The 22,010-nt window shown below is 52.9% G+C and carries 23 protein-coding genes; 17 read left to right on the top strand and 6 right to left on the bottom strand.

Annotated features, from left to right (window positions below; translation table 11 throughout):
* The first annotated feature begins 138 nt into the window (after positions 1-138).
* On the top strand, positions 139-1,956 hold the full coding sequence (gene malZ / locus NNO03_RS17550; RefSeq protein ID WP_271450118.1) for a maltodextrin glucosidase: 1,818 nt from the start codon (positions 139-141) through the stop codon (positions 1,954-1,956).
* On the opposite strand, the gene NNO03_RS17545 is transcribed toward malZ, so the two are convergent.
* Positions 1,950-2,852, bottom strand: a complete 903-nt coding sequence (locus tag NNO03_RS17545; RefSeq protein ID WP_271441099.1) for a LysR family transcriptional regulator — start codon at positions 2,850-2,852, stop codon at positions 1,950-1,952. The genes malZ and NNO03_RS17545 overlap by 7 nt on opposite strands.
* A gap of 273 nt (positions 2,853-3,125) precedes the next feature.
* Between NNO03_RS17545 and NNO03_RS17540 the strand changes: the two genes are divergently transcribed.
* The 3 genes from NNO03_RS17540 (at position 3,126) to NNO03_RS17530 (ending at position 6,375) form a co-directional block, all read left to right on the top strand.
* Entirely contained in the window at positions 3,126-3,767 is a 642-nt protein-coding gene (locus NNO03_RS17540) for a hydrolase (protein ID WP_101700611.1), read from the top strand.
* 172 nt (positions 3,768-3,939) lie between these two features.
* Complete coding sequence (locus NNO03_RS17535; protein ID WP_271450117.1) at positions 3,940-4,485, top strand: antibiotic biosynthesis monooxygenase; 546 nt, start codon at positions 3,940-3,942, stop codon at positions 4,483-4,485.
* A 21-nt stretch (positions 4,486-4,506) separates the two neighbouring features.
* The gene (locus NNO03_RS17530) at positions 4,507-6,375 is read left to right on the top strand and encodes an amidohydrolase (RefSeq protein WP_271450116.1); all 1,869 of its coding nucleotides are present in this window, start codon (positions 4,507-4,509) and stop codon (positions 6,373-6,375) included.
* A gap of 60 nt (positions 6,376-6,435) precedes the next feature.
* On the opposite strand, the gene NNO03_RS17525 is transcribed toward NNO03_RS17530, so the two are convergent.
* A complete protein-coding gene (locus NNO03_RS17525; protein WP_003021524.1) occupies positions 6,436-7,038 on the bottom strand; it encodes a peroxiredoxin in 603 nt (200 codons plus the stop codon).
* A gap of 169 nt (positions 7,039-7,207) precedes the next feature.
* Positions 7,208-7,789 carry an ACP phosphodiesterase gene (gene acpH, locus NNO03_RS17520; protein WP_271450115.1) on the bottom strand — a complete coding sequence of 194 codons (582 nt, stop codon included), beginning with the start codon at positions 7,787-7,789 and terminating at the stop codon, positions 7,208-7,210.
* Positions 7,790-8,006: 217 nt separating this feature from the next.
* Here acpH and queA point away from each other — a divergent pair, with 217 nt between their 5' ends.
* The 7 genes from queA to NNO03_RS17485 all read left to right on the top strand — a co-directional run bounded on the left by queA (position 8,007) and on the right by NNO03_RS17485 (position 14,868).
* The gene (gene queA, locus NNO03_RS17515; RefSeq protein ID WP_271441096.1) at positions 8,007-9,071 is read left to right on the top strand and encodes a tRNA preQ1(34) S-adenosylmethionine ribosyltransferase-isomerase QueA; all 1,065 of its coding nucleotides are present in this window, start codon (positions 8,007-8,009) and stop codon (positions 9,069-9,071) included.
* Between the two features lie 208 nt (positions 9,072-9,279).
* A complete protein-coding gene (tgt, locus tag NNO03_RS17510; RefSeq protein ID WP_045440480.1) occupies positions 9,280-10,407 on the top strand; it encodes a tRNA guanosine(34) transglycosylase Tgt in 1,128 nt (375 codons plus the stop codon).
* A 22-nt stretch (positions 10,408-10,429) separates the two neighbouring features.
* Positions 10,430-10,762: a preprotein translocase subunit YajC gene (gene yajC, locus NNO03_RS17505; RefSeq protein WP_061155582.1), complete on the top strand. Its 333-nt coding sequence runs from the start codon at positions 10,430-10,432 to the stop codon at positions 10,760-10,762.
* 27 nt (positions 10,763-10,789) lie between these two features.
* Entirely contained in the window at positions 10,790-12,637 is a 1,848-nt protein-coding gene (gene secD / locus NNO03_RS17500) for a protein translocase subunit SecD (RefSeq protein ID WP_271441095.1), read from the top strand.
* Between the two features lie 10 nt (positions 12,638-12,647).
* Positions 12,648-13,619 (top strand): protein translocase subunit SecF, encoded by a 972-nt coding sequence (gene secF / locus NNO03_RS17495; RefSeq protein ID WP_202039313.1) that lies wholly within the window; start codon positions 12,648-12,650, stop codon positions 13,617-13,619.
* Positions 13,620-13,786: 167 nt separating this feature from the next.
* Positions 13,787-14,152, top strand: coding sequence for a VOC family protein (locus NNO03_RS17490; protein ID WP_271450114.1), 366 nt, complete (start codon positions 13,787-13,789; stop codon positions 14,150-14,152).
* A 23-nt stretch (positions 14,153-14,175) separates the two neighbouring features.
* Positions 14,176-14,868 carry a YafY family protein gene (locus NNO03_RS17485; RefSeq protein WP_271441093.1) on the top strand — a complete coding sequence of 231 codons (693 nt, stop codon included), beginning with the start codon at positions 14,176-14,178 and terminating at the stop codon, positions 14,866-14,868.
* A gap of 45 nt (positions 14,869-14,913) precedes the next feature.
* Here NNO03_RS17485 and NNO03_RS17480 read toward each other — a convergent pair whose 3' ends face one another.
* Together NNO03_RS17480 and NNO03_RS17475 are read right to left on the bottom strand one after the other, a co-directional pair.
* On the bottom strand, positions 14,914-15,795 hold the full coding sequence (locus NNO03_RS17480) for a nucleoside-specific channel-forming protein Tsx (RefSeq protein ID WP_271450113.1): 882 nt from the start codon (positions 15,793-15,795) through the stop codon (positions 14,914-14,916).
* Positions 15,796-16,093: 298 nt separating this feature from the next.
* Positions 16,094-16,633: a DUF3251 domain-containing protein gene (locus NNO03_RS17475; RefSeq protein WP_137384643.1), complete on the bottom strand. Its 540-nt coding sequence runs from the start codon at positions 16,631-16,633 to the stop codon at positions 16,094-16,096.
* A 154-nt stretch (positions 16,634-16,787) separates the two neighbouring features.
* Here NNO03_RS17475 and nrdR point away from each other — a divergent pair, with 154 nt between their 5' ends.
* From nrdR to pgpA, 6 genes are all read left to right on the top strand, one after another.
* Complete coding sequence (nrdR, locus tag NNO03_RS17470) at positions 16,788-17,237, top strand: transcriptional regulator NrdR (protein WP_003021571.1); 450 nt, start codon at positions 16,788-16,790, stop codon at positions 17,235-17,237.
* A 3-nt stretch (positions 17,238-17,240) separates the two neighbouring features.
* Positions 17,241-18,344, top strand: a complete 1,104-nt coding sequence (gene ribD, locus NNO03_RS17465; protein ID WP_271450112.1) for a bifunctional diaminohydroxyphosphoribosylaminopyrimidine deaminase/5-amino-6-(5-phosphoribosylamino)uracil reductase RibD — start codon at positions 17,241-17,243, stop codon at positions 18,342-18,344.
* 86 nt (positions 18,345-18,430) lie between these two features.
* Positions 18,431-18,901 (top strand): 6,7-dimethyl-8-ribityllumazine synthase, encoded by a 471-nt coding sequence (ribE, locus tag NNO03_RS17460; protein ID WP_003021575.1) that lies wholly within the window; start codon positions 18,431-18,433, stop codon positions 18,899-18,901.
* Positions 18,902-18,920: 19 nt separating this feature from the next.
* On the top strand, positions 18,921-19,340 hold the full coding sequence (gene nusB, locus NNO03_RS17455) for a transcription antitermination factor NusB (protein WP_000801129.1): 420 nt from the start codon (positions 18,921-18,923) through the stop codon (positions 19,338-19,340).
* A gap of 76 nt (positions 19,341-19,416) precedes the next feature.
* Entirely contained in the window at positions 19,417-20,394 is a 978-nt protein-coding gene (thiL, locus tag NNO03_RS17450; protein ID WP_271450111.1) for a thiamine-phosphate kinase, read from the top strand.
* Positions 20,372-20,890, top strand: coding sequence for a phosphatidylglycerophosphatase A (gene pgpA / locus NNO03_RS17445; RefSeq protein ID WP_003021578.1), 519 nt, complete (start codon positions 20,372-20,374; stop codon positions 20,888-20,890). Before thiL ends, pgpA begins: the two co-directional genes overlap by 23 nt.
* Before the next feature lie 99 nt (positions 20,891-20,989).
* Here pgpA and yajO read toward each other — a convergent pair whose 3' ends face one another.
* Positions 20,990-21,964: a 1-deoxyxylulose-5-phosphate synthase YajO gene (yajO, locus tag NNO03_RS17440; RefSeq protein WP_271450110.1), complete on the bottom strand. Its 975-nt coding sequence runs from the start codon at positions 21,962-21,964 to the stop codon at positions 20,990-20,992.
* Positions 21,965-22,010 lie beyond the last annotated feature (46 nt).

The raw sequence follows: 22,010 nt of genomic DNA, 5'->3' as shown, positions 1-22,010 counted from the left end.
TGTTTGCCGGGTAAGACAGTGTCGTCACCCGGCAACATCTCCTCCCCCGCGCTCCTCCCCCAATAAACGTTAAGATGATGAGTGATCCTGCACTTCGCTATGGCAAGGTGTCGTCATTATCATCAAAGGGGATACGTGATGTTGAACGCCTGGCACCTTCCGGTTGCCCCATTTGTGAAGCAAAACAAAGATCAACTGACGATTACGTTATGGCTGGCAGGGGAAAATCCTCCTCAGCGGGTGACGCTACGCGCGGAAAACGATAACGAAGAGATTTCGCTAGCTATGCACAAGCAGCGTAGCCAACCGCACCCAGGTGTCACCGCGTGGCGTGCGGCGATCGATCTTACCTGCGGGCAGCCCCGCCGACGCTATAGCTTTAAATTACTGTGGCTCGATCGCCAGTTGTGGTTCACCCCGCAGGGATTCAACCGCTTTCCGCCTGCGCGTCTGGAGCAGTTTGCCGTCGATGTACCGGATAATGGTCCACAGTGGGTGGCCGATCAGATTTTTTATCAGATTTTCCCGGATCGCTTTGCCCGCAGCCAGTCGCGTGAAGCGGCTCAGGATAACGTCTATTACCATCACGCCGCTGGACAGGATATTGTGCGACGTGACTGGGATGAACCGCTCACTGCTCAGGCCGGTGGTTCGACGTTTTATGGCGGAGATTTGGACGGCATCAGCGAGAAACTACCGTATCTGAAGGCGTTAGGAGTCACGGCGCTGTACCTGAATCCGGTATTTACTGCACCAAGTGTACATAAATACGATACTGAAGATTATCGCCATGTTGATCCGCAGTTTGGCGGCGATCGGGCGTTGCTGCGCTTGCGGCAGAACACGCAACGGCAGGGGATGCGCCTGATTCTGGACGGTGTCTTTAATCATAGCGGCGACTCACATGCCTGGTTTGACCGGCATAATCGCGGGACGGATGGAGCGTGTCATAATCCGGATTCCCCCTGGCGCGACTGGTACCATTTCTCTGATGATGGGGTTGCGCTGGACTGGTTGGGGTACTCAAGCCTACCCAAACTGGACTTTTCCTCTGAAAGCCTGGTGAATGAAATTTATCGTGGCGAAGACAGTATTGTTCGCCACTGGCTAAAAGCACCGTGGAGTATGGACGGTTGGCGACTGGATGTCGTGCATATGCTGGGCGAGGCGGGGGGCGCACGTAACAACTTGCAGCATGTCGCCGGAATTACGCTGGCGGCGAAGGAAACCCGGCCAGAAGCGTATGTGGTGGGTGAGCATTTCGGCGATGCCCGTCAGTGGCTACAGGCTGATGCTGAAGATGCTGCTATGAACTATCGCGGCTTTACCTTTCCTGTCTGGGGCTTTCTTGCGAATACTGATATCTCTTACGATCCGCAGTCGATTGACGCCCAGACCTGTATGGCGTGGATGGATAACTACCGCGCGGGCCTGTCGCACCAGCAGCAGCTGCGGATGTTCAATCAGCTCGATAGTCACGATACCGCCCGCTTTAAATCGTTGCTCGGAAAAGATGTCGCCCGCCTGCCATTGGCGGTAGTGTGGCTGTTCACCTGGCCTGGCGTGCCCTGTATTTACTACGGTGATGAAGTGGGGCTGGACGGGAATAACGATCCGTTTTGCCGCAAGACGTTCCCGTGGCAGCCTGAACATCAGGACGCTAACCTGCTGGCGTTGTACCAGCGACTGGCAAAATTACGCCACCAGAGCCAGGCGTTACGCCATGGCGGTTGTCAGGTGATTTATGCCGAGGACAACGTGGTGGTGTTTGTGCGGGTACTGAACCGCCAGCGCGTGTTGGTGGCGATCAATCGCGGTCACGCTTGTGAAGTCGTGCTGCCAGCCTCACCGTTGCTCTATGTCGGTCAATGGCAACACAAAGAGGGCAAAGGCCAACTCGTCGATGATATCCTGACGCTGCCCGCAATATCGGCTTCAGTCTGGATGAGTCATTGATACAAGCGCGCGATTTCCTCACTGGCCAGCAGCGTTTCTCGCCACCAGCGCTGCGCCAGTCCTTCGCTACTATTGCGCCATGCCATATAGGCGACGTCTTTTTGACGAAATGAGATAACCGTTTTTTCTACCAGTTCACCGCTGGCAATCCATGGGCTGGCAATGTGGCGGGGGAGAAATCCGCAACCCATTCCCGCCCGCAACAGCATCACCTTGCTGTGGAAATCATCGACGCGAATCTGCGCCTGTTCATCCATCAGGTTGGTCTGTAACGGATGGCAAAAGCGAGCGCTGTCGCTGATAACAATCGCCCGGTGCAGGCACAATTGCTCGTTCGTCAGGTCATCAGGCACGCTCGCCAGCGGGTGTCCTGGGGCGACGACAAAGACATTGTCCAGCGTGCCGAGCATTTTGTAGGACCAGGCGGCGGATGTGGGCGGTTCATTAATTGCGCCGAGGATAATATCCGCTCCGTTATGGGTCAGTTCTTCCCATGAACCCGCCAGCGTATGGTGGGTGAAGTTGAGACGAGTTTGTTTATTAAGTGCATGAAATTCATCAATAATGGGTAGTAATGTGGCAAAGGGGAAGGAGTCATCGAGCGCGATTGCCAGCTCCTTTTCCCAGCCGGAACTTAGCTGTATTGCTTGCTTTTCGAGATCTTTTGCCGCACTCAGCAGCAGACGCCCCTTTTCCAGCATCATCCGTCCGGTGTCGGTGAATTTTGCCCGGTGTCCGGAACGGTCAAGCAACTCGATGTTCAGATCGCTTTCCAGCTTCTGAATCATATAGCTGAGTGCTGCAGGTGTTTTAAATAGCGATTCGGCCGCTGCGGCAAAAGAACCGTGCTTGTCGAGTGCATCGAGGATCAGCAGAACATCCAGATTGAGGCGCATAAGCAGAAAATATCCTGATAATTAAACCCCTCTGTTGTACCGAACGACGAAAAACAATGCCAGTGAATAAATTAGATGAGTCATGTGTATTTTTTTGATGATGACCGGGATATATCGCAACGTGAAATAATTAATTTCACGGGATGGTAAGTTTTCTTTAATAACTCGTTAGAAATTTCCCGCTATACTCAACAAGCTTTCTGATTCAGGATCCTGCTGCTGACGGCAGATACAGACCGTTGCCTTTTAACTTATTGATTAAGAAGGTATGATATGTCTATTCGGGAACTGATTGACCCTCAAAACTCCACGCTGATTTTTATTGACCATCAACCGCAAATGTCATTTGGTGTGGCGAATATTGATCGCCAGACATTGAAGAATAATACCGTTGCATTAGCCAAAACCGGGAAAATATTCAATGTTCCAGTAATTTATACTTCAGTGGAAACGAAAAGTTTTAGCGGATATATCTGGCCGGAATTGTTAGCCGTTCATCCTGATGTGAAACCGATTGAACGTACGTCTATGAACTCCTGGGAAGATGCAGCCTTTGTTAAGGCGGTAGCAGCGACCGGGCGTAAAAAACTGATTATTTCCGCGTTGTGGACCGAAGTCTGCCTGACTTTCCCTGCGTTAATGGCGCTGGAAGCGGGCTATGAAGTGTATGTCGTGACTGATACCTCCGGTGGTACGTCTGTGGATGCTCATGAACGTTCGATTGATCGCATGGTGCAGGCAGGGGCCGTTCCGGTCACCTGGCAGCAAGTGTTGTTGGAGTATCAGCGTGACTGGTCACGTAAAGAAACCTACGACGCCGTCATGGATTTGGTGCGTGAACACAGCGGTGCTTACGGTATGGGTGTGGATTACGCATATACCATGGTGCATGGCGCGCCGGAACGTAAAGCCTGAATACACGCCATTTTTCATGTTGCCTCTTTGTTGGCTTAGTTTGCGTACCCTGGTCACTGACTTCTGCAAGTGACCGGGGCTACACAATCTTGCCACCTCGATGTTTCACGAATGATTGTGTATTGCTTTCATGGCTTAAGCAGGTCAATTTCCCTTTAGCAAGGAACCTTTCATGGCGCAGAACAAACATGTGACGTTGGTAATTACTCACACCCTGCGGCCTGACCAGGCGCAGCGTTATGAGCAGTGGCTGGGGAAAATCATGCCGCTGGCCGCCGAGTTTCCCGGGCATCTTGGGGCGAATGTCATTCGACCCACTGATGGACAAAACCTGTGGAACATCATTATCCGTTTCGACACCCTTGAGCATCTGTATAACTGGACTCAATCTGATACACGCCGGGAGCTGGTCGAGGAAATTGCGCCGCTGCTGACCGAAGGCGATAAAACAGAAGTGCGCACCGAAGCGGCCTTCTGGTTTACTCCGCCAGCCCCCCATGTACGCCAGCCCAAACGCTGGAAGCAGTTTTTGATAACGCTGCTGGTGATTTTCCCCAGTACCAATCTGGTGCCGTGGCTGACCGGTATTCTGCTGCCTTCAATGAAAGGCTCGTTACTCCTGCATCTGATTAATGATGCCTGTGTGGTTGCGCTGGTGGTCTGGTTGTGGATGCCCATCGTAACCCGTCTGTTTGCCGGATGGCTGAAAAAAGCCTGACCGGTTTCTCAGGAGATTGTTATGTCTCAAACTGCCACACTGATTCTGACTCACGGAAAAATTCATACTCTCGAAAAGCAAAGCCCGCAGGTAGAGGCGGTGGCGATCGCCAACGGGAAGATCCTCGCGACGGGTAGTCACGATCGGGTTATGAGCTTTGCAACCGACAGTACGCAGATTGTCGATCTGCAGGGACACACTGTGATCCCGGGTTTAAATGATTCACACCTGCACCTCATTCGCGGTGGGTTGAACTACAACCTGGAACTACGCTGGGAAGGGGTCCCATCGCTTGCAGATGCGCTGCGCATGCTCAAAGAGCAAGCCGATCGGACGCCGTCTCCGCAGTGGGTGCGGGTGGTTGGCGGCTGGAGCGAGTTTCAGTTTGCCGAACGCCGTATGCCGACGTTGGAAGAACTGAACGATGCTGCACCGGATACACCGGTATTTGTTTTGCACCTCTACGACCGGGCGTTGTTGAATCGCGCGGCGCTGAAAGCCGTTGGCTACACCAAAGCCACACCGGACCCGGCGGGGGGAGAGATTGTGCGTGACGGCAATGGTAATCCAACCGGGATGTTGATAGCCAAACCGAATGCCATGATCCTCTATTCGACGCTGGCGAAAGGGCCAAAACTGCCGTTGGAGATGCAGGTTAACTCGACCCGCCAGTTTATGCGTGAGCTGAACCGACTGGGGCTGACCAGCGCCATCGATGCCGGCGGCGGCTTCCAGAACTACCCTGAAGATTACGAGATCATCGAGCAACTGCACGCTAACCAGCAGATGACAGTGCGTATTGCCTACAACCTGTTTACCCAGCGTCCGAAGCAGGAAGTGGAAGATTTTGAGCGCTGGACGGATATGCTCAAGCCCGGGCAGGGAACCGACTTCTATCGTGCTAACGGGGCAGGGGAAATGTTGGTCTTCTCAGCGGCTGACTTCGAAGATTTTCTGCAGCCACGTCCGGATTTACCGGAAGGGATGGAAGAGGAACTGGAGCGCGTGGTGCGCCACCTGGTGGAACATCGTTGGCCGTTCCGCCTGCATGCGACCTATGATGAGTCCATCAGCCGTATGCTCGACGTGTTTGAGAAGGTGAACCGTGACATCCCGTTCAATGGCCTGCACTGGTTCTTCGATCACGCCGAAACGATTACTGAACGCAACATCGAGCGGGTAAAAGCGCTGGGCGGTGGCATTGCCGTTCAGCACCGTATGGCGTTCCAGGGCGAGTATTTTATCGATCGCTATGGCAAGGAGGCGGTGAAACATACGCCGCCGGTGGCGAAAATGCTGGCGGCTGATGTGCCGGTTGGCCTGGGTACCGATGCTACGCGCGTGGCAAGTTACAACCCGTGGACAGCGTTGTACTGGCTGGTATCAGGTCGCACCGTTGGCGGTATGGCGATGTACGATGATAACAATCGCCTGGCGAGAGATGTTGCCCTGGAACTGTGGACAGCAGGCAGCGCCTGGTTCTCCAGCGAGCAGGGGAAGAAAGGGCGTATTGAAAAGGATCAACTGGCAGATCTGGTGGTGCTGTCAAAAGACTATTTCAGCGTGCCGGAAGAAGAGATCAAAGGCATTGAGTCAGTGATGACCATTGTCGATGGCAAAGTAGTTTATGCGGCCGGACATTTCTCCCCGCTGGCCCCCCCAGCGATTCCGGTTGTCCCTGACTGGTCGCCCGTTGTGAAAGTACCGGGACATTATCGCTCAGCACCGCCAGCTGCCGCGAAGGTTGGGGCGATGGTGCAGATGCATCAGTGCTGCGGAAGTTGTGGTGTACATGGCCACCAGCATGATATTGCGCGTAAATCAGGGATACCGGTATCAGATGACCGGGCCTTCTGGGGTGCACTCGGCTGCTCCTGCTTCGCGTTTTAACGGACGGGTCAGTGCCAATAAAAAAGGCCGCTTTTGCGGCCTTTTTTCGATTCGTGTCAATTACAGGCTGGAAACGTTTTCGGTCAGGTATTTTGCTACGCCGTCCGGAGACGCGTTCATACCTTCTTTACCTTTTTCCCACTGCGCCGGGCAAACGTCACCGTGCTCTTCGTGGAACTGCAGCGCGTCAACCATGCGCAGCATTTCGTCGATGTTACGGCCCAGCGGCAGGTCGTTAACAACCTGATGGCGAACAACGCCGTTAGCGTCGATCAGGAAAGAACCACGCAGAGCAACGCCCGCTTCCGGGTGCTCGATGCCGTAGGCTTTCTGGATTTCGCGTTTGATGTCAGCAACCATTGCGTATTTCACTGCACCGATGCCGCCTTTGTCGACAGGGGTGTTACGCCATGCGTTGTGGACAAATTCAGAGTCAAAAGAAACGCCAACCACTTCAACGCCACGTTTCTGGAATTCTTCGTAACGCTTGTCGAATGCGATCAGTTCAGACGGGCAAACGAAGGTGAAGTCCATTGGCCAGAAGAACAGAACGGTGGTTTTACCGTTGGTATGCTGTTTGAAGTTGAAGTTTTCAACAATCTCACCGCTACCCAGTACCGCAGCTGCTGTGAAATCCGGAGCCTGACGAGTTACCAGTACCATATAAATTCTCCTGCAAAGTTAAGGGGTTTTTGGAACGCAACGCGGGCCAGTATAGAGAGTGTTTGGCAATAAGACAAAGAGGCGCTGGCAATCAATGAGACAGGTTTTGACTATCAATGTTCGCCAGATAGTGGCCTCGCCTTATCCGGCCCTACAACGCATGCTGCAATCAAAGCGTTTTACGGCGTGCCTGTTCCATCATCTGCGGGTAAAACTGCCAGAAGCGCTCTTCTAAGGCATTGTAATGGGTGTCCAGGTCGTACCATGAATCACGCAGAGCATCGAGACGTGGACGGCGACTGGCCATCCCGTTGAGTACGTTCTGGATAAAATCCATGTCGCGATAGCGCTCAAGCCATTTCTCTGACCACATATAATTGTTCAGATTAATAAAGCGCGGCGGTGATTCTGGCAGAATAGTGGCAACCTGAGTGTGCGCGTAGCGAACAAAATCCGTCAGCGGGAAATCGGGAGAGATTTCTGACCAGTGTAGAGACAGAAAGTGATCCCACATGACGTCCAGCGTAATCGGTGCGACGCGACGCGTTTCGCTACGAAACCACTCTCTGGCTTCACGCACCTGCGGCAGGTTATCGGTCATTACGTCGATTCGGCGGTGCATGAAAATGCCTTCCACCACGTCAGGCGAGTAGAGCGTTTCCGGATTACCCCGGACAAAATCGGCCAGCAGATTGCCGGAGAGTGAGCTGTCGGCTAGGTGAGCCAGATGCAAATGTGCAAGAAAATTCATATCCACTTCATCCTTCAAACTGCCTCTTTGTTGGCTGCCTTCACTCACCCCAGTCACTTACTTGAGTAAGCTCCCGGGGACTCATTCAGTTGCCGCCTCGATGCATCTTGAATGATTTTGTGTATAGATTATGTCTCTTAACTTGAGGGGTAAAGGTTGCAGGGAGAACGCCCCGGCACTAGACTACCCGCCTCTTATTTTAGTCTGAGTCAGTGTCATGCGCGTTACCGATTTCACCTTTGAATTACCCGAATCCCTGATTGCCCACTATCCGCAAGCTGAGCGCAGCAGTTGCCGCTTGCTGTCACTGGATGGGCCGACGGGCGCGCTGACGCACGGTACTTTCACCGATTTGCTCGATAAGCTCAACCCTGGAGATCTGCTGGTCTTTAACAACACCCGCGTGATCCCGGCTCGTCTGTTTGGCCGTAAAGCCAGCGGCGGCAAGATTGAAGTGCTGGTCGAGCGTATGCTGGATGACAAACGTATTCTGGCGCATATTCGCGCCTCGAAAGCGCCGAAGCCGGGCGCTGAACTGTTGCTGGGTGACGACGAAAGTATTAATGCGACGATGGTCGCCCGCCATGACGCGCTGTTTGAAGTTGAGTTTAACGACGAGCGCAACGTGCTGGATATCCTCAACGCCATCGGCCATATGCCGCTGCCGCCGTATATCGATCGCCCGGATGAAGATGCTGACCGCGAACTGTACCAGACCGTGTATAGCGAAAAACCGGGCGCGGTCGCCGCGCCGACCGCGGGTCTGCACTTTGACGATCCGCTGCTGGCCAAACTGCGCGATAAAGGCATTGAGATGGCGTTCGTTACGCTACACGTGGGGGCAGGGACATTCCAGCCGGTGCGTGTAGACACTATCGAAGATCACATCATGCACTCGGAATACGCGGAAGTACCGCAGGATGTGGTTGATGCTGTGCTGGCGGCAAAAGCGCGCGGTAACCGCGTTATTGCCGTGGGCACTACCTCCGTGCGTTCACTGGAAAGCGCAGCGCAGGCAGCCAAAAACGATCTTATTGAACCGTTCTTCGGCGATACGCAGATCTTCATCTATCCAGGTTATCAATACAAAGTGATAGACGCGTTGGTAACCAACTTCCATCTGCCGGAATCGACGCTGATCATGCTGGTTTCCGCCTTTGCTGGCTACAAAAACACCATGCACGCCTATCATGAAGCGGTAAAAGCGGAATATCGCTTTTTTAGTTACGGTGATGCCATGTTTATCACGTACAATCCGCAGGCTATTTCTGAGCGACCGTGAGAAGGCTATCTCACTTGCCATTTTGATGTCGGGCAGTGCTCGCCATCCTCACGTACTGCGTGTACGCTCCGGTGGCTGCGCGCTGGTCGCCCCCAAACTGGCTGCGCCGATTGCGCCTTCGCCAGTGGGTTAAAATATTTTTACTCCGTGGAGTGAATCCATGGGGAAAGTTTAATCATCAGACTGTCTCTCTGATGCAGGAGAAAAAATGAAATTTGAACTGGATACCACAGACGGTCGCGCTCGCCGCGGTCGCCTGGTTTTTGATCGTGGCGTAGTGGAAACACCTGCTTTTATGCCGGTCGGTACTTACGGCACAGTAAAAGGCATGACGCCGGAAGAAGTTGAAGCGACCGGCGCGCAGATCATCCTCGGCAACACCTTCCACCTGTGGCTGCGCCCGGGTCAGGAAATTATGAAACTGCACGGCGATCTGCACGATTTCATGCAGTGGAAAGGGCCGATCCTCACCGACTCCGGCGGCTTCCAGGTGTTCAGCCTGGGCGATATCCGTAAGATAACCGAACAGGGCGTGCATTTCCGTAACCCGATCAACGGCGATCCGATTTTCCTCGATCCCGAGAAGTCGATGGAGATTCAATACGATCTCGGTTCCGATATCGTGATGATTTTCGATGAATGTACACCGTATCCGGCTGACTGGGACTATGCTAAACGCTCAATGGAGATGTCTTTGCGTTGGGCGAAGCGCAGCCGTGACCGTTTTGATGGCCTTGGCAACAAAAATGCGCTTTTTGGCATCATTCAGGGCAGTGTTTACGAAGATTTACGTGATATCTCTGTCAAAGGTCTGGTAGATATTGGCTTTGATGGCTACGCTGTCGGCGGTTTGGCTGTCGGTGAGCCGAAAGCGGATATGCACCGCATTCTGGAACATGTTTGCCCGCAAATTCCGGCAGATAAACCTCGCTATCTGATGGGCGTTGGCAAACCAGAAGATCTGGTTGAAGGCGTGCGTCGTGGTATCGATATGTTTGACTGCGTGATGCCAACGCGAAATGCCCGTAATGGTCATTTGTTTGTGACTGACGGCGTGGTAAAAATTCGTAATGCGAAACATAAAAGCGACACCAGTCCGCTCGATGCCGAGTGTGATTGCTACACCTGTCGCAATTATTCGCGTGCTTACTTGCATCATCTCGACCGTTGCAACGAAATATTGGGCGCGCGACTCAACACGATTCATAACCTTCGCTACTACCAGCGTTTGATGGCGGGTTTACGCAAGGCTATTGAAGAGGGTAAATTAGAGAGCTTCGTGACCGATTTTTACCAACGTCAGGGTCGACCTGTTCCACCTTTGAACGTTGATTAATTTTAATAATGAGGGAATTTGAATGAGCTTTTTTATTTCTGATGCGGTAGCGGCAACAGGTGCTCCGGCGCAGGGCAGCCCGATGTCTCTGATTCTGATGCTGGTGGTGTTTGGTCTGATTTTCTACTTCATGATCCTGCGCCCACAGCAAAAGCGTACCAAAGAACATAAAAACCTGATGAGCTCCATTGCCAAGGGTGATGAAGTGCTGACTAACGGTGGCCTGGTAGGTCGCGTGACCAAAGTAGCAGAAACTGGCTACATCGCTATCGCGCTGAACGACACCACTGAAGTGGTTATCAAACGTGATTTCGTAGCTGCCGTTCTGCCGAAAGGCACGATGAAGGCGCTGTAATTTATTGTTTTCCCAAAGGGAACTGCCGTGTTAAACCGTTATCCTTTGTGGAAGTACATTATGCTGGTCGTCGTTATTGTCGTCGGCCTGCTTTACGCACTTCCCAACCTGTATGGTGAGGATCCGGCTGTTCAAATCACTGGCGTGCGCGGTGCCGCCGCCAGTGAGCAAACGCTGATCCAGGTCCAGAAAACGTTACAAGAAGATAAAATCACACCTAAGTCTGTGGCTCTGGAAGAGGGCGCTATTCTTGCGCGCTTTGACTCCACCGATACCCAACTGCGCGCACGTGAAGTGTTGATGGGCGTGCTGGGTGATCAATACGTCGTGGCGCTTAACCTTGCTCCGGCAACACCCCGTTGGCTGGCAGCCATTCACGCAGAACCGATGAAACTCGGTCTTGATCTGCGTGGCGGCGTTCACTTCCTGATGGAAGTGGATATGGACACCGCACTGGGTAAATTGCAGGAACAAAATATCGATAGCCTGCGCAGCGATCTGCGAGAAAAAGGCATTCCTTATACTACCGTTCGTAAAGAAGATAACTACGGTCTGAGCATCACCTTCCGTGATGGAAATGCCCGTGATGAAGCGATCTCTTACCTGAGCAAGCGTCACCAGGATCTGGTGATTTCCAGCCAGGGCAGCAATGCGCTGCGTGCGGTGATGACCGATGCGCGCCTGAGTGAAGCACGTGAATACGCGGTCCAGCAGAACATCAACATCCTGCGTAACCGTGTTAACCAGCTGGGTGTTGCTGAACCTGTTGTTCAGCGTCAGGGTGCTGACCGTATCGTCGTCGAACTGCCTGGTATCCAGGATACTGCGCGTGCGAAAGAAATTTTGGGCGCCACCGCGACGCTGGAATTCCGTCTGGTAAATACCAACGTTGACCAGTCTGCTGCGGCATCCGGACGCGTTCCGGGTGATTCGGAAGTGAAACAATCCCGTGAAGGTCAGCCAGTAGTGCTGTACAAGCGCGTGATCCTGACCGGTGACCATATCACCGATTCCACTTCCAGCCAGGATGAATACAATCAGCCGCAGGTTAACATCTCGCTGGATAGCGCAGGTGGTAACATCATGTCTAACTTCACCAAGGACAACATCGGTAAGCCGATGGCGACCCTGTTCGTGGAGTACAAAGACAGCGGTAAGAAAGATGCCAACGGTCGTGCCGTTCTGGTGAAACAGGAAGAGGTGATTAACATTGCCAACATCCAGTCTCGCCTGGGCAACAGCTTCCGTATTACCGGTATCAACAACCCGAACGAAGCGCGTCAGCTTTCCCTGCTGTTACGTGCTGGTGCATTGATTGCGCCGATTCAGATTGTTGAAGAAAGGACAATCGGCCCAACCCTGGGTATGCAGAACATTAAACAGGGTCTGGAAGCGTGTCTGGCCGGTCTGGTGGTTTCAATTCTGTTCATGATCTTCTTCTATAAGAAGTTCGGTCTGATTGCGACAAGCGCGCTGATTGCCAACCTGGTATTGATTGTCGGCATTATGTCACTGTTGCCGGGGGCGACGTTGAGTATGCCGGGTATTGCGGGGATCGTCTTAACCCTTGCCGTCGCGGTCGATGCTAACGTACTGATCAACGAACGTATCAAAGAAGAGTTGAGCAACGGACGTTCGGTGCAGCAAGCAATCAATGAAGGTTATGCGGGTGCATTTAGCTCCATCTTCGATGCGAACATTACGACGTTGATCAAGGTCATCATCCTGTACGCAGTCGGCACCGGGGCAATTAAAGGGTTCGCGATTACTACTGGTATTGGTGTGGCGACGTCGATGTTTACCGCGATTGTCGGTACACGTGCCATCGTAAACCTGTTGTATGGCGGCAAGCGCGTCAAAAAGCTGTCAATCTGAGGAGTGCGATGTGGCACAGGAATATACTGTTGAACAATTGAACCACGGCCGTAAAGTCTGGGACTTTATGCGCTGGGACTACTGGGCTTTCGGCATTTCTGGTTTCCTGCTGATTGCGGCCATCATTGTGATGGGCGTGCGTGGGTTTAACTGGGGGCTCGATTTCACCGGTGGTACGGTGATTGAAATTACGCTGGAAAAACCAGCGGATATGGACGTGATGCGCGATGCGCTGGAGAAAGCGGGCTTCGTTGATCCGCTGCTGCAGAACTTCGGCAGCAGCCACGACATTATGGTACGTATGCCGCCAACTGAAGGCGCAGACGGCGGCCAGGTGTTGGGCAGCAAAGTGTTGAGTGTGATTAACGAGTCCACCAACCAAAACGCGGCGGTGAAGCGAATTGAATTCGTGGGTCCGAGCGTGGGGGCCGATCTTGCACAAACCGGTGCGATGGCGCTGATGGCGGCACTGATCTCCATCCTGGTCTATGTTGGTTTCCGCTTCGAGTGGCGACTGGCGGCAGGTGTGGTTATCGCATTGGCGCACGACGTTATCATTACGCTCGGGATCCTGTCGTTGTTCCATATCGAGATTGACCTGACTATCGTGGCATCACTGATGTCGGTAATCGGTTACTCGTTGAACGACAGTATCGTGGTATCTGACCGTATTCGTGAAAACTTCCGCAAGATTCGTCGCGGTACGCCTTACGAAATTTTTAACGTGTCATTGACCCAGACGCTGCACCGTACGTTGATTACATCCGGTACCACGTTGATGGTTATCCTGATGCTGTTCCTGTTCGGTGGCCCGGTACTGGAAGGCTTCTCGCTGACCATGCTTATCGGTGTGTCCATAGGTACAGCATCGTCTATCTATGTGGCTTCGGCTCTGGCGTTGAAGCTGGGTATGAAGCGCGAGCACATGCTGCAGCAGAAGGTCGAGAAAGAAGGGGCGGATCAACCGTCAATTCTGCCTTAACCAACGCAGGCAAAGAACTGGAATCCCGATCGCAAGGTCGGGATTTTTTTTGCCTGCGATTTAGCAGCAGACCATGATCTTTTTCTGTCGTCACATTACTGACAGTATGCTGTCAGTAGCCCTGTCTTATAGTCCTTCTGAGACTACTCACACAGGCAGGAGGATGTATGAAAAACGTTATTAACTGGTTTGAAATCCCCGTGGTACAAATGGATCGCGCCATCGCTTTTTATGAGCCAGTGATGCAGATTTCTTTGCGCCGGGAGAACATGGACTGCGCTGAGCTGGCCGTATTCCCGTATCAGGAGCCTGCTCCTGGTGGGGCGCTGGCTAAATTTGACGGTATTACGCCTTCAGCGCAGGGCGCTATTATTTATCTGCATACGGATGATTTAGTGGCAACGCTTGAACGCGTCGCTACCGCGGGCGGCCAGTGCGTGTTTGGCCCGCTCGAACTGGGGCAGGATATTGGCACGATTGCGCTGTTTACTGACAGCGAAGGCAATCGTGTTGGTTTACATCAACCCGCGTAATATTTTCAGGACAGAGGACTAAAATGACCCGACGCGCCGACCGCTTGTTTCAGATTGTACAAATCCTGCGTGGCAGGCGAGTGACAACGGCGGCGCTGCTGGCAGAGCGTCTTGAGGTTTCTGAACGGACGATTTATCGCGATATCCGCGATCTCTCTTTATCCGGCGTGCCCATTGAGGGTGAAGTGGGCAGTGGCTATCGCTTAATGGCCGGGTTTGATCTGCCGCCGTTGATGTTAACGCATCACGAATCAGAAGCGTTGATGGTAGCGATTCGGCTGTTGAAAACATGGGGCGGGGATTCACTCTCACAGGCGCTGGAATCCGCGCAGGAAAAAGTGCTGGCGATATTGCCGCCAGAGAGTCGGCGCAGGGCCGAACAAACGCGGATTTTCGCACCAGATTTTGGTAATCAGCCGCATTCACGTAGTGCGTTCGATCTTATTCATCGCGCGGTTTCGGCGCAGCAGATTCTGGCGCTGCATTATCGCGATGAGTCCGGGAATCTCTCCTGGCGAGACGTTCAGCCGTTGGGGTTATTTTTCGGGGGCGAGCACTGGCTGCTGGTTGCATGGTGTGAGAATCGTGACGATTATCGCTGTTTTCGCGTTGATCGTTGTCTGAAGATCACGCCACTCGACAGGCATTTTCGCGAATCGGCGGATCGTTCGCTAAGTGACTTTTTACGTAAGGTACGCTGTGAAGATCAGCCATAAAAAAGCCAGCGGTTAAGCTGGCTTGTCTTTGATAAATTTACTGGATTAGAAGTTGTAACCTACAACCAGGTAACCACCCCAACCGGTAGAACGAACGTTTTCATTCATCCAGTTCAGATCCGCGTTATCGTTCCACTGACCACCGTTGTGCCAGTAACGGGCAACGACAGAATAATGCCAGTGGTCATAGTTTAGCGCCAGAATGTGGCTGGAGGCGATAGAGTTGTTAGTACGCTGTTTAATGCCATTCTCAGCGTAGGCGCTCTTATCACCCAGATCGGAACCCCAGTCAAAGTTGGTAAAACCGATGTAGCTCAGGTTACCGCCCCACAGTTCGGTAATCGGTACAAAGTACTTCACTTTGAAACGGTAGCCGTCCCAATCATTTTCGTTCTCAGCACCGTAGTTCTGCCACTGGTACTTAGCGTACACGTTCATGGACAGGTTCATCGGCAAGCCGGTGTCGATGTCGGTACCCAGACCCATGTACCAGGTACTCTGGCGGCCATCTTTGTTACGACCCATGTCGTAGATGTAGTTGTTCGCGAAATACCACTCTTTGAACGGACCGAAGCTCAGGTCGGTACCGGTCAGTTTGTCGATGGAGAAACGGGGTTCGATTTCCATGAACAGCGGAGAGCCGTGGTTCCAGATACCTTTCGCATCGGTGTTACCACCGAAGAATACCGGTGCATCCATGTAACCATAGAAGTCGAACCAATCTTTCTTGGCAAACGCTTCGTATTCCAGGTAGGTATCGTTACGGAGCTGCGGTCCGAAGCGAGTGTGGTAGCTACCCACAACGTTAACGCTCTGATGCCACCAGTCGGAAAGATATTGCGGTTTGTCATTTTCTGCCGCGTTTGCAACAGTAAATGACGAGGAGAGCGCCAGCACTGCACCGGCTGCAAGTAATGTTTTTTTCATATGTATGCCACTGTTTGAAATCCCTTTCGGGAGTGAAAAAGGCGCAAATTGCGTTTCTAAATATTTCGTATTTCTTCGGAGCTTATTATAAAAATCATTGTTCACAAAAATATGTCTTGTTTCACAGTTCTATCATTTACGTAATCGATTGCGTTCACGTTTGCGTACTTTAGGCGGCGAATTGTACTGGCTCCGATGAATGTTGCCAAGTTTTACTGGAAATATCGCTTATGTCATAGGAGTAACAAAATGGGGCGAGTTGGTGTTGCGGAACGCACAAAAACGTTCCGCAAAAAGTTTATTGACTAACAGGCTGGATGTCGTGGATGCGAACAAAACCTAACTGGTCAGGAGACAGTCCGTTTAGCTGCAACGGAATATCTACGTCGCTGGGGGCAAGGATACTTGCCGGGGCGTTTATCAACTGATTCTGTACATTCACTTCCTGGTAGTTGTCTGTGGTGCCCTGAATCTGTCCGTACTCTACAGTACCGCTAAAGGCAGGGAGCGGGGTATTCGATTCCCCCTGAATACGCAGTGTCAGGCGCGTTCCTGCCGCATTTGGCGCAATATTCACCAGCGACATACGCAACGTGCCGATCTGACTATCCAGCCGGGCAGGTGTTTTGGAACCGGGTAGCAGGTAAGCTCCACTGGTCGATTTGGCATTCAACATATTTTGTTGCGTAATTTTTACCGTTTCCTGATTGAGCTGCGTCATCTCTTTATTCAACGTGCTAACGCTTTGATGCATCTGGCGTACTTCGCTTTGTTGTGCACAGGCGCTGAGGCTAAAGAGGCTTCCCACCAGGAGAATTCTTAGGTAACGTCTTGTCATTGTTATTACTTCCTTCATTGTCGCGATAGCATAATGGTAGTGTGCGCAGAGCACGAAGGCATCGATCCTTTGTCTCAAAAGCGCTGCGCCTTTGTTGTCACGCCAGTTCAGGGTAAAATAGATTTCTGCGAACCACTAAGGTACAGGACGCCGTATGCATTGCCCATTCTGTTTCGCCGTAGACACTAAGGTAATTGACTCTCGTCTTGTGGGCGAGGGCTCTTCGGTACGCCGCCGCCGACAGTGTCTGGTCTGTAACGAACGTTTCACCACCTTTGAGGTGGCTGAACTTGTTATGCCGCGCGTTGTAAAAAGCAACGATGTGCGTGAACCCTTTAATGAAGAGAAGCTGCGTAGCGGCATGCTCAGAGCGCTTGAAAAACGTCCGGTCAGCGCTGATGACGTCGAAATGGCGTTAAACCATATAAAATCACAGCTGCGTGCGACAGGCGAGCGTGAAGTGCCGAGTAAGATGATTGGCAATCTGGTGATGGAGCAGTTGAAAAAGCTCGATAAAGTCGCTTACATCCGCTTTGCCTCGGTTTACCGGAGCTTCGAAGATATCAAAGAATTTGGCGAAGAGATTGCTCGCCTACAGGACTAAGCCATGCAGGATGAATTGTACATGGCGCGAGCGCTGAAGCTTGCTGCGCGCGGACGTTTTACCACTCACCCCAACCCCAACGTGGGCTGCGTGATTGTGAAAGATGGGGAGATCGTCGGTGAGGGGTACCACCATCGCGCGGGCGAGCCTCATGCCGAAGTCCATGCTCTGCGTATGGCGGGAGAAAAAGCGCAGGGGGCAACGGCCTACGTTACGCTTGAACCCTGTAGCCATCATGGTCGCACGCCGCCGTGCTGCGATGCGCTGATCGCCGCCGGTGTGACGCGTGTGGTTGCCGCTATGCAGGATCCCAATCCACAGGTCGCTGGCCGCGGGCTTTATCGCTTGCAGCAGGCGGGCGTTGACGTCAGCCATGGCCTGATGATGAGCGAAGTTGAGCAGCTTAATAAGGGCTTTCTCAAACGGATGCGTACCGGATTCCCTTACGTACAGCTCAAGCTGGGTGCCTCGCTTGATGGGCGTACGGCGATGGCCAGTGGTGAAAGCCAGTGGATCACCTCGCCGCAGGCACGTCGCGATGTGCAACGCCTGCGCGCGCAAAGTCATGCCATTTTAACCAGCAGTGCCACGGTACTGGCGGATGACCCTCAGCTTACCGTTCGTTGGGAAGAACTGGGGGAGTCAACCCAGGCGAGTTATCCGCAGGAAAATGTGCGTCAGCCAATCCGAATTGTACTTGATAGCCAGAACCAGGTGACACCGGCGCATCGCATTGTGCAACAGCCCGGAGAAACCTGGATTGTCCGTACCCAGGACGATCCTCGCAGCTGGCCGGAAACGGTTCGTAGCCTGAAGGTGCCGGAACATAACGGGCATCTGGATCTGGTGGTGTTGATGATGCAGTTGGGCAAGCAGCAAATTAACAGCATTTGGGTTGAGGCCGGGCCAACACTCGCAGGTGCGTTATTACAGGCCGGCGTGGTGGATGAGCTAATCGTCTATGTTGCGCCTAAACTGTTAGGGAGCGATGCCCGAGGATTATGTGTGCTTCCAGGCCTTGAGAAACTGGCTGACGCCCCCCATTTCAAATTCAACGAAATACGCCATGTAGGTCCGGACCTTTGCCTGCATTTAGTGGGCGCATGATCTCCCGGTTCGAAAGGGAAGCAGCGCACAGATTATTATGATAAAATCCGCCCCCCTGCGGGGTCTAGTGAATCCGAAGGAAGAATATGAACATTATTGAAGCTAACGTTGCTACCCCGGACGCTCGCGTCGCCATCACCATTGCGCGTTTCAACAACTTTATCAATGACAGCCTGCTGGAAGGTGCGATCGACGCCCTGAAACGTATTGGTCAGGTTAAAGATGAAAATATTACCGTCGTTTGGGTTCCAGGCGCGTATGAGCTGCCGCTGGCGGCTGACGCACTGGCAAAAACCGGTAAATATGACGCGGTGATTGCGCTGGGTACGGTTATCCGTGGCGGTACCGCACACTTCGAATATGTGGCTGGCGGTGCAAGCAATGGCCTGGCGCATGTCGCTCAGGACAGCGGTATCCCGGTAGCCTTCGGTGTTCTGACCACCGAAAGTATTGAACAAGCCATCGAACGTGCTGGCACCAAAGCCGGCAACAAAGGCGCAGAAGCTGCACTGACTGCGCTTGAAATGATTAATGTATTGAAAGCCATTAAGGCCTGATTTTTGTAAGGGGAAATCCGTGAAACCTGCTGCTCGTCGCCGCGCCCGTGAGTGTGCCGTCCAGGCGCTCTACTCCTGGCAGTTGTCCCAGAACGACATCGCTGATGTTGAATACCAGTTCCTGGCGGAACAGGACGTAAAAGATGTCGACGTTCTGTATTTCCGTGAACTGCTGTCCGGGGTGGCGACTAACAGCGCGTACCTGGATGGACTGATGAAGCCTTACCTGTCTCGCCTGTTGGAAGAGCTGGGTCAGGTAGAAAAAGCCGTGCTGCGTATTGCGCTGTTTGAACTGTCTAAGCGTAGTGATGTGCCGTATAAAGTGGCCATTAACGAAGCGATTGAACTGGCGAAAACCTTCGGCGCTGAAGATAGCCACAAATTCGTCAACGGCGTACTGGATAAAGCAGCACCTGTGATTCGCCCCAACAAAAAGTGATCCCGAGGCCGGCTGGAGGGTGGAACCTGTTTCCACTGTCCCCGGCTTTTTCTTTTTTCCTGCTGAGGCATAACGTATGGCATGTGGCGAGTTTTCCCTGATTGCCCGTTATTTTGACCGCGTAAGAAGCTCTCGTCTTGATGTCGAAACCGGTATTGGCGACGATTGCGCACTTCTGAACATCCCTGAAAAACAGACGCTGGCGATCAGCACCGATACGCTGGTGGCAGGCAACCACTTCCTCCCCGATATCGATCCCACAGACCTTGCCTGGAAAGCGCTGGCGGTGAACTTGAGCGATCTGGCGGCGATGGGGGCTGATCCTGCATGGCTGACGCTGGCAATCACATTGCCTGACGTCGATGAAGCCTGGCTTGAAGCTTTCAGTGATGGCCTGTTTGAGCTCCTGAATTACTATGATATGCAGTTGATTGGCGGTGACACCACACGTGGGCCACTGTCGATGACGCTGGGTATTCATGGCTACGTCCCGGTTGGACGGGCCTTAAAACGCTCCGGTGCGAAGCCGGGCGACTGGATTTACGTTACCGGTACGCCGGGCGACAGCGCTGCCGGGTTGGCTATTCTGCAAAACCGATTGCAGGTAACTGATGCCAAAGATGCTGACTATCTGCTCAAGCGGCACCTGCGTCCCACGCCGCGAATTTTACAAGGGCAAGCCCTGCGCGACCTGGCGAGTGCCGCTATCGATCTCTCGGACGGTCTGATTTCAGATCTGGGGCATATCGTTAATGCCAGTGGCTGCGGCGCACGGATTAACGTTGATGCACTGCCATATTCCACTGCGTTTACCCAATACGTCGAGCCTGAACAGGCGTTGCGTTGGGCGCTCTCGGGCGGTGAAGATTATGAGTTATGCTTTACCGTACCGGAAATGAATCGTGGGGCGCTGGACGTCGCGCTGGGGCATCTCGGCACACCGTTTACCTGCATTGGGCAGATGAGTGCGGATGTGGAAGGCATTCATTTTACGCGTGATGGAAAGCCCGTCACGTTTGACTGGAAAGGATATGACCATTTTGCCGCGCCTTAAAAAAGATGTCGCAAAAAGCCGTTTGAGCATGCGTAATCCGTGGCACCTGCTGGCTACCGGATTTGGCAGTGGATTGAGCCCGATTGTACCGGGCACCATGGGATCGCTGGCGGCGATCCCATTTTGGTATTTAATGACATTTCTGCCGTGGCAACTCTATTCACTGGTAGTCATGCTGTCGATCTGTATTGGCGTCTATCTGTGCCATCAAACGGCAAAAGATATGGGTGTGCACGATCACGGCAGCATTGTCTGGGACGAGTTTGTCGGAATGTGGATAACCCTGATGGCGCTGCCGACCAACGACTGGCAGTGGGTTGCCGCTGGATTTGTGATTTTCCGTATTCTGGATATGTGGAAACCCTGGCCGATTCGCTGGTTCGATCGTAACGTACATGGTGGCACGGGGATCATGATCGATGATATCGTGGCCGGGATACTGTCCGCCGGGATACTGTACTTTATTGGCCATCACTGGCCGGTAGGCATCATTTAACCCCTTTTTGAGGCCGTTGTAGGCCGGATAAGCATAGCGTATCCGGCACTGATTGCCCGATGGCGCGGCGCTTATCGGGCCTACGATCTACAACCGCGCTTATTTAAATCCCACCACCGGATGCTGTTTGTACGGCATTTCCAGTTCGGCAATGTGCTCTGGTTTCAGCGTTAAATCTACCGCATTAAGTAATTCATCCAACTGTTCTTCACGCGATGTGCCGATAATCGGTGCGGCGACGCCAGGTTTGCTTAACAGCCATGCCAGAGCGACCTGCGCTCGTGTAGCGCCCAGTTCTTCACTGACGCCAGTCAATCGTGCAGCAATTTGCGCGTCGTTTTCATCACTTTCTTCGTACAGGTTTTTGCCGACTTCATCGGAAACCAGGCGTGCGGTGGTTTCTCCCCACGGGCGCGTCAGGCGACCACGTGCCAGCGGACTCCATGGGATCACCGCCACACCTTCCTGAGAGCAAAGTGGTAGCATTTCGCGTTCTTCTTCGCGGTAGATCAGGTTGTAGTGATCCTGCATGCTAACAAATTGTGCCCAACCGTGTTGTTTCTGCAGGGCCAGTGCCTGAGCAAACTGCGAAGCGTGCATGGATGATGCGCCGATGTAGCGCGCTTTTCCGGCTTTCACGACGTCATTAAGCGCTTCCAGCGTTTCTTCAATGGGCGTGTTGTAGTCCCAACGGTGAATTTGTAGGATATCGACATAGTCCATACCAAGACGCTTCAGACTGTCATCAATAGAACGCAGAATTTGCGCACGGGATAATCCTTCCGGCAGGTCGTCAACACGGTGAAAAACTTTGGTGGCTACTACGACGTCATCCCGACGAGCGAAATCGCGCAGCGCACGGCCGACAATTTCCTCACTGCTGCCTGCGGAGTAACTGTTTGCGGTATCGAAAAAGTTAATACCACCCTCAAGGGCATGTTTGATAATCGGGCGACTACTCTCTTCTGGTAGCGTCCAGGCGTGATTGCCGCGATTGGGTTCGCCAAACGTCATGCAGCCCAGACAAAGGCGGGAGACCCGAAGGTCTGTTTTTCCTAAGGTGTTGTATTGCATAAATTCGCTCCTGCTTAGCGTGTTATTCATTAAGCATAGCAGGAGC

Source organism: Citrobacter sp. Igbk 16, from assembly GCF_028069755.1.
Lineage (GTDB): Bacteria > Pseudomonadota > Gammaproteobacteria > Enterobacterales > Enterobacteriaceae > Citrobacter.
The sequence above is the reverse complement of the archived record's forward strand: the minus strand, read 5'-3'. Positions and strand labels throughout refer to the sequence as shown.

Bases quoted from the DNA above. Each gene is read 5' to 3' on its own strand.
- queA (WP_271441096.1), top strand. From the start codon at position 8,007: ATGCGCGTTACCGATTTCACCTTTGAATTACCCGAATCCCTGATTGCC.
- NNO03_RS17485 (WP_271441093.1), top strand. From the start codon at position 14,176: ATGACCCGACGCGCCGACCGCTTGTTTCAGATTGTACAAATCCTGCGT.
- NNO03_RS17480 (WP_271450113.1), bottom strand. From the start codon at position 15,795: ATGAAAAAAACATTACTTGCAGCCGGTGCAGTGCTGGCGCTCTCCTCG.
- thiL (WP_271450111.1), top strand. From the start codon at position 19,417: ATGGCATGTGGCGAGTTTTCCCTGATTGCCCGTTATTTTGACCGCGTA.
- yajO (WP_271450110.1), bottom strand. From the start codon at position 21,964: ATGCAATACAACACCTTAGGAAAAACAGACCTTCGGGTCTCCCGCCTT.
- NNO03_RS17475 (WP_137384643.1), bottom strand. From the start codon at position 16,633: ATGACAAGACGTTACCTAAGAATTCTCCTGGTGGGAAGCCTCTTTAGC.
- NNO03_RS17530 (WP_271450116.1), top strand. From the start codon at position 4,507: ATGTCTCAAACTGCCACACTGATTCTGACTCACGGAAAAATTCATACT.
- yajC (WP_061155582.1), top strand. From the start codon at position 10,430: ATGAGCTTTTTTATTTCTGATGCGGTAGCGGCAACAGGTGCTCCGGCG.
- pgpA (WP_003021578.1), top strand. From the start codon at position 20,372: ATGACCATTTTGCCGCGCCTTAAAAAAGATGTCGCAAAAAGCCGTTTG.
- NNO03_RS17535 (WP_271450117.1), top strand. From the start codon at position 3,940: ATGGCGCAGAACAAACATGTGACGTTGGTAATTACTCACACCCTGCGG.
- NNO03_RS17525 (WP_003021524.1), bottom strand. From the start codon at position 7,038: ATGGTACTGGTAACTCGTCAGGCTCCGGATTTCACAGCAGCTGCGGTA.
- NNO03_RS17490 (WP_271450114.1), top strand. From the start codon at position 13,787: ATGAAAAACGTTATTAACTGGTTTGAAATCCCCGTGGTACAAATGGAT.
- ribD (WP_271450112.1), top strand. From the start codon at position 17,241: ATGCAGGATGAATTGTACATGGCGCGAGCGCTGAAGCTTGCTGCGCGC.
- acpH (WP_271450115.1), bottom strand. From the start codon at position 7,789: ATGAATTTTCTTGCACATTTGCATCTGGCTCACCTAGCCGACAGCTCA.
- NNO03_RS17545 (WP_271441099.1), bottom strand. From the start codon at position 2,852: ATGCGCCTCAATCTGGATGTTCTGCTGATCCTCGATGCACTCGACAAG.
- nrdR (WP_003021571.1), top strand. From the start codon at position 16,788: ATGCATTGCCCATTCTGTTTCGCCGTAGACACTAAGGTAATTGACTCT.
- ribE (WP_003021575.1), top strand. From the start codon at position 18,431: ATGAACATTATTGAAGCTAACGTTGCTACCCCGGACGCTCGCGTCGCC.
- NNO03_RS17540 (WP_101700611.1), top strand. From the start codon at position 3,126: ATGTCTATTCGGGAACTGATTGACCCTCAAAACTCCACGCTGATTTTT.
- malZ (WP_271450118.1), top strand. From the start codon at position 139: ATGTTGAACGCCTGGCACCTTCCGGTTGCCCCATTTGTGAAGCAAAAC.
- tgt (WP_045440480.1), top strand. From the start codon at position 9,280: ATGAAATTTGAACTGGATACCACAGACGGTCGCGCTCGCCGCGGTCGC.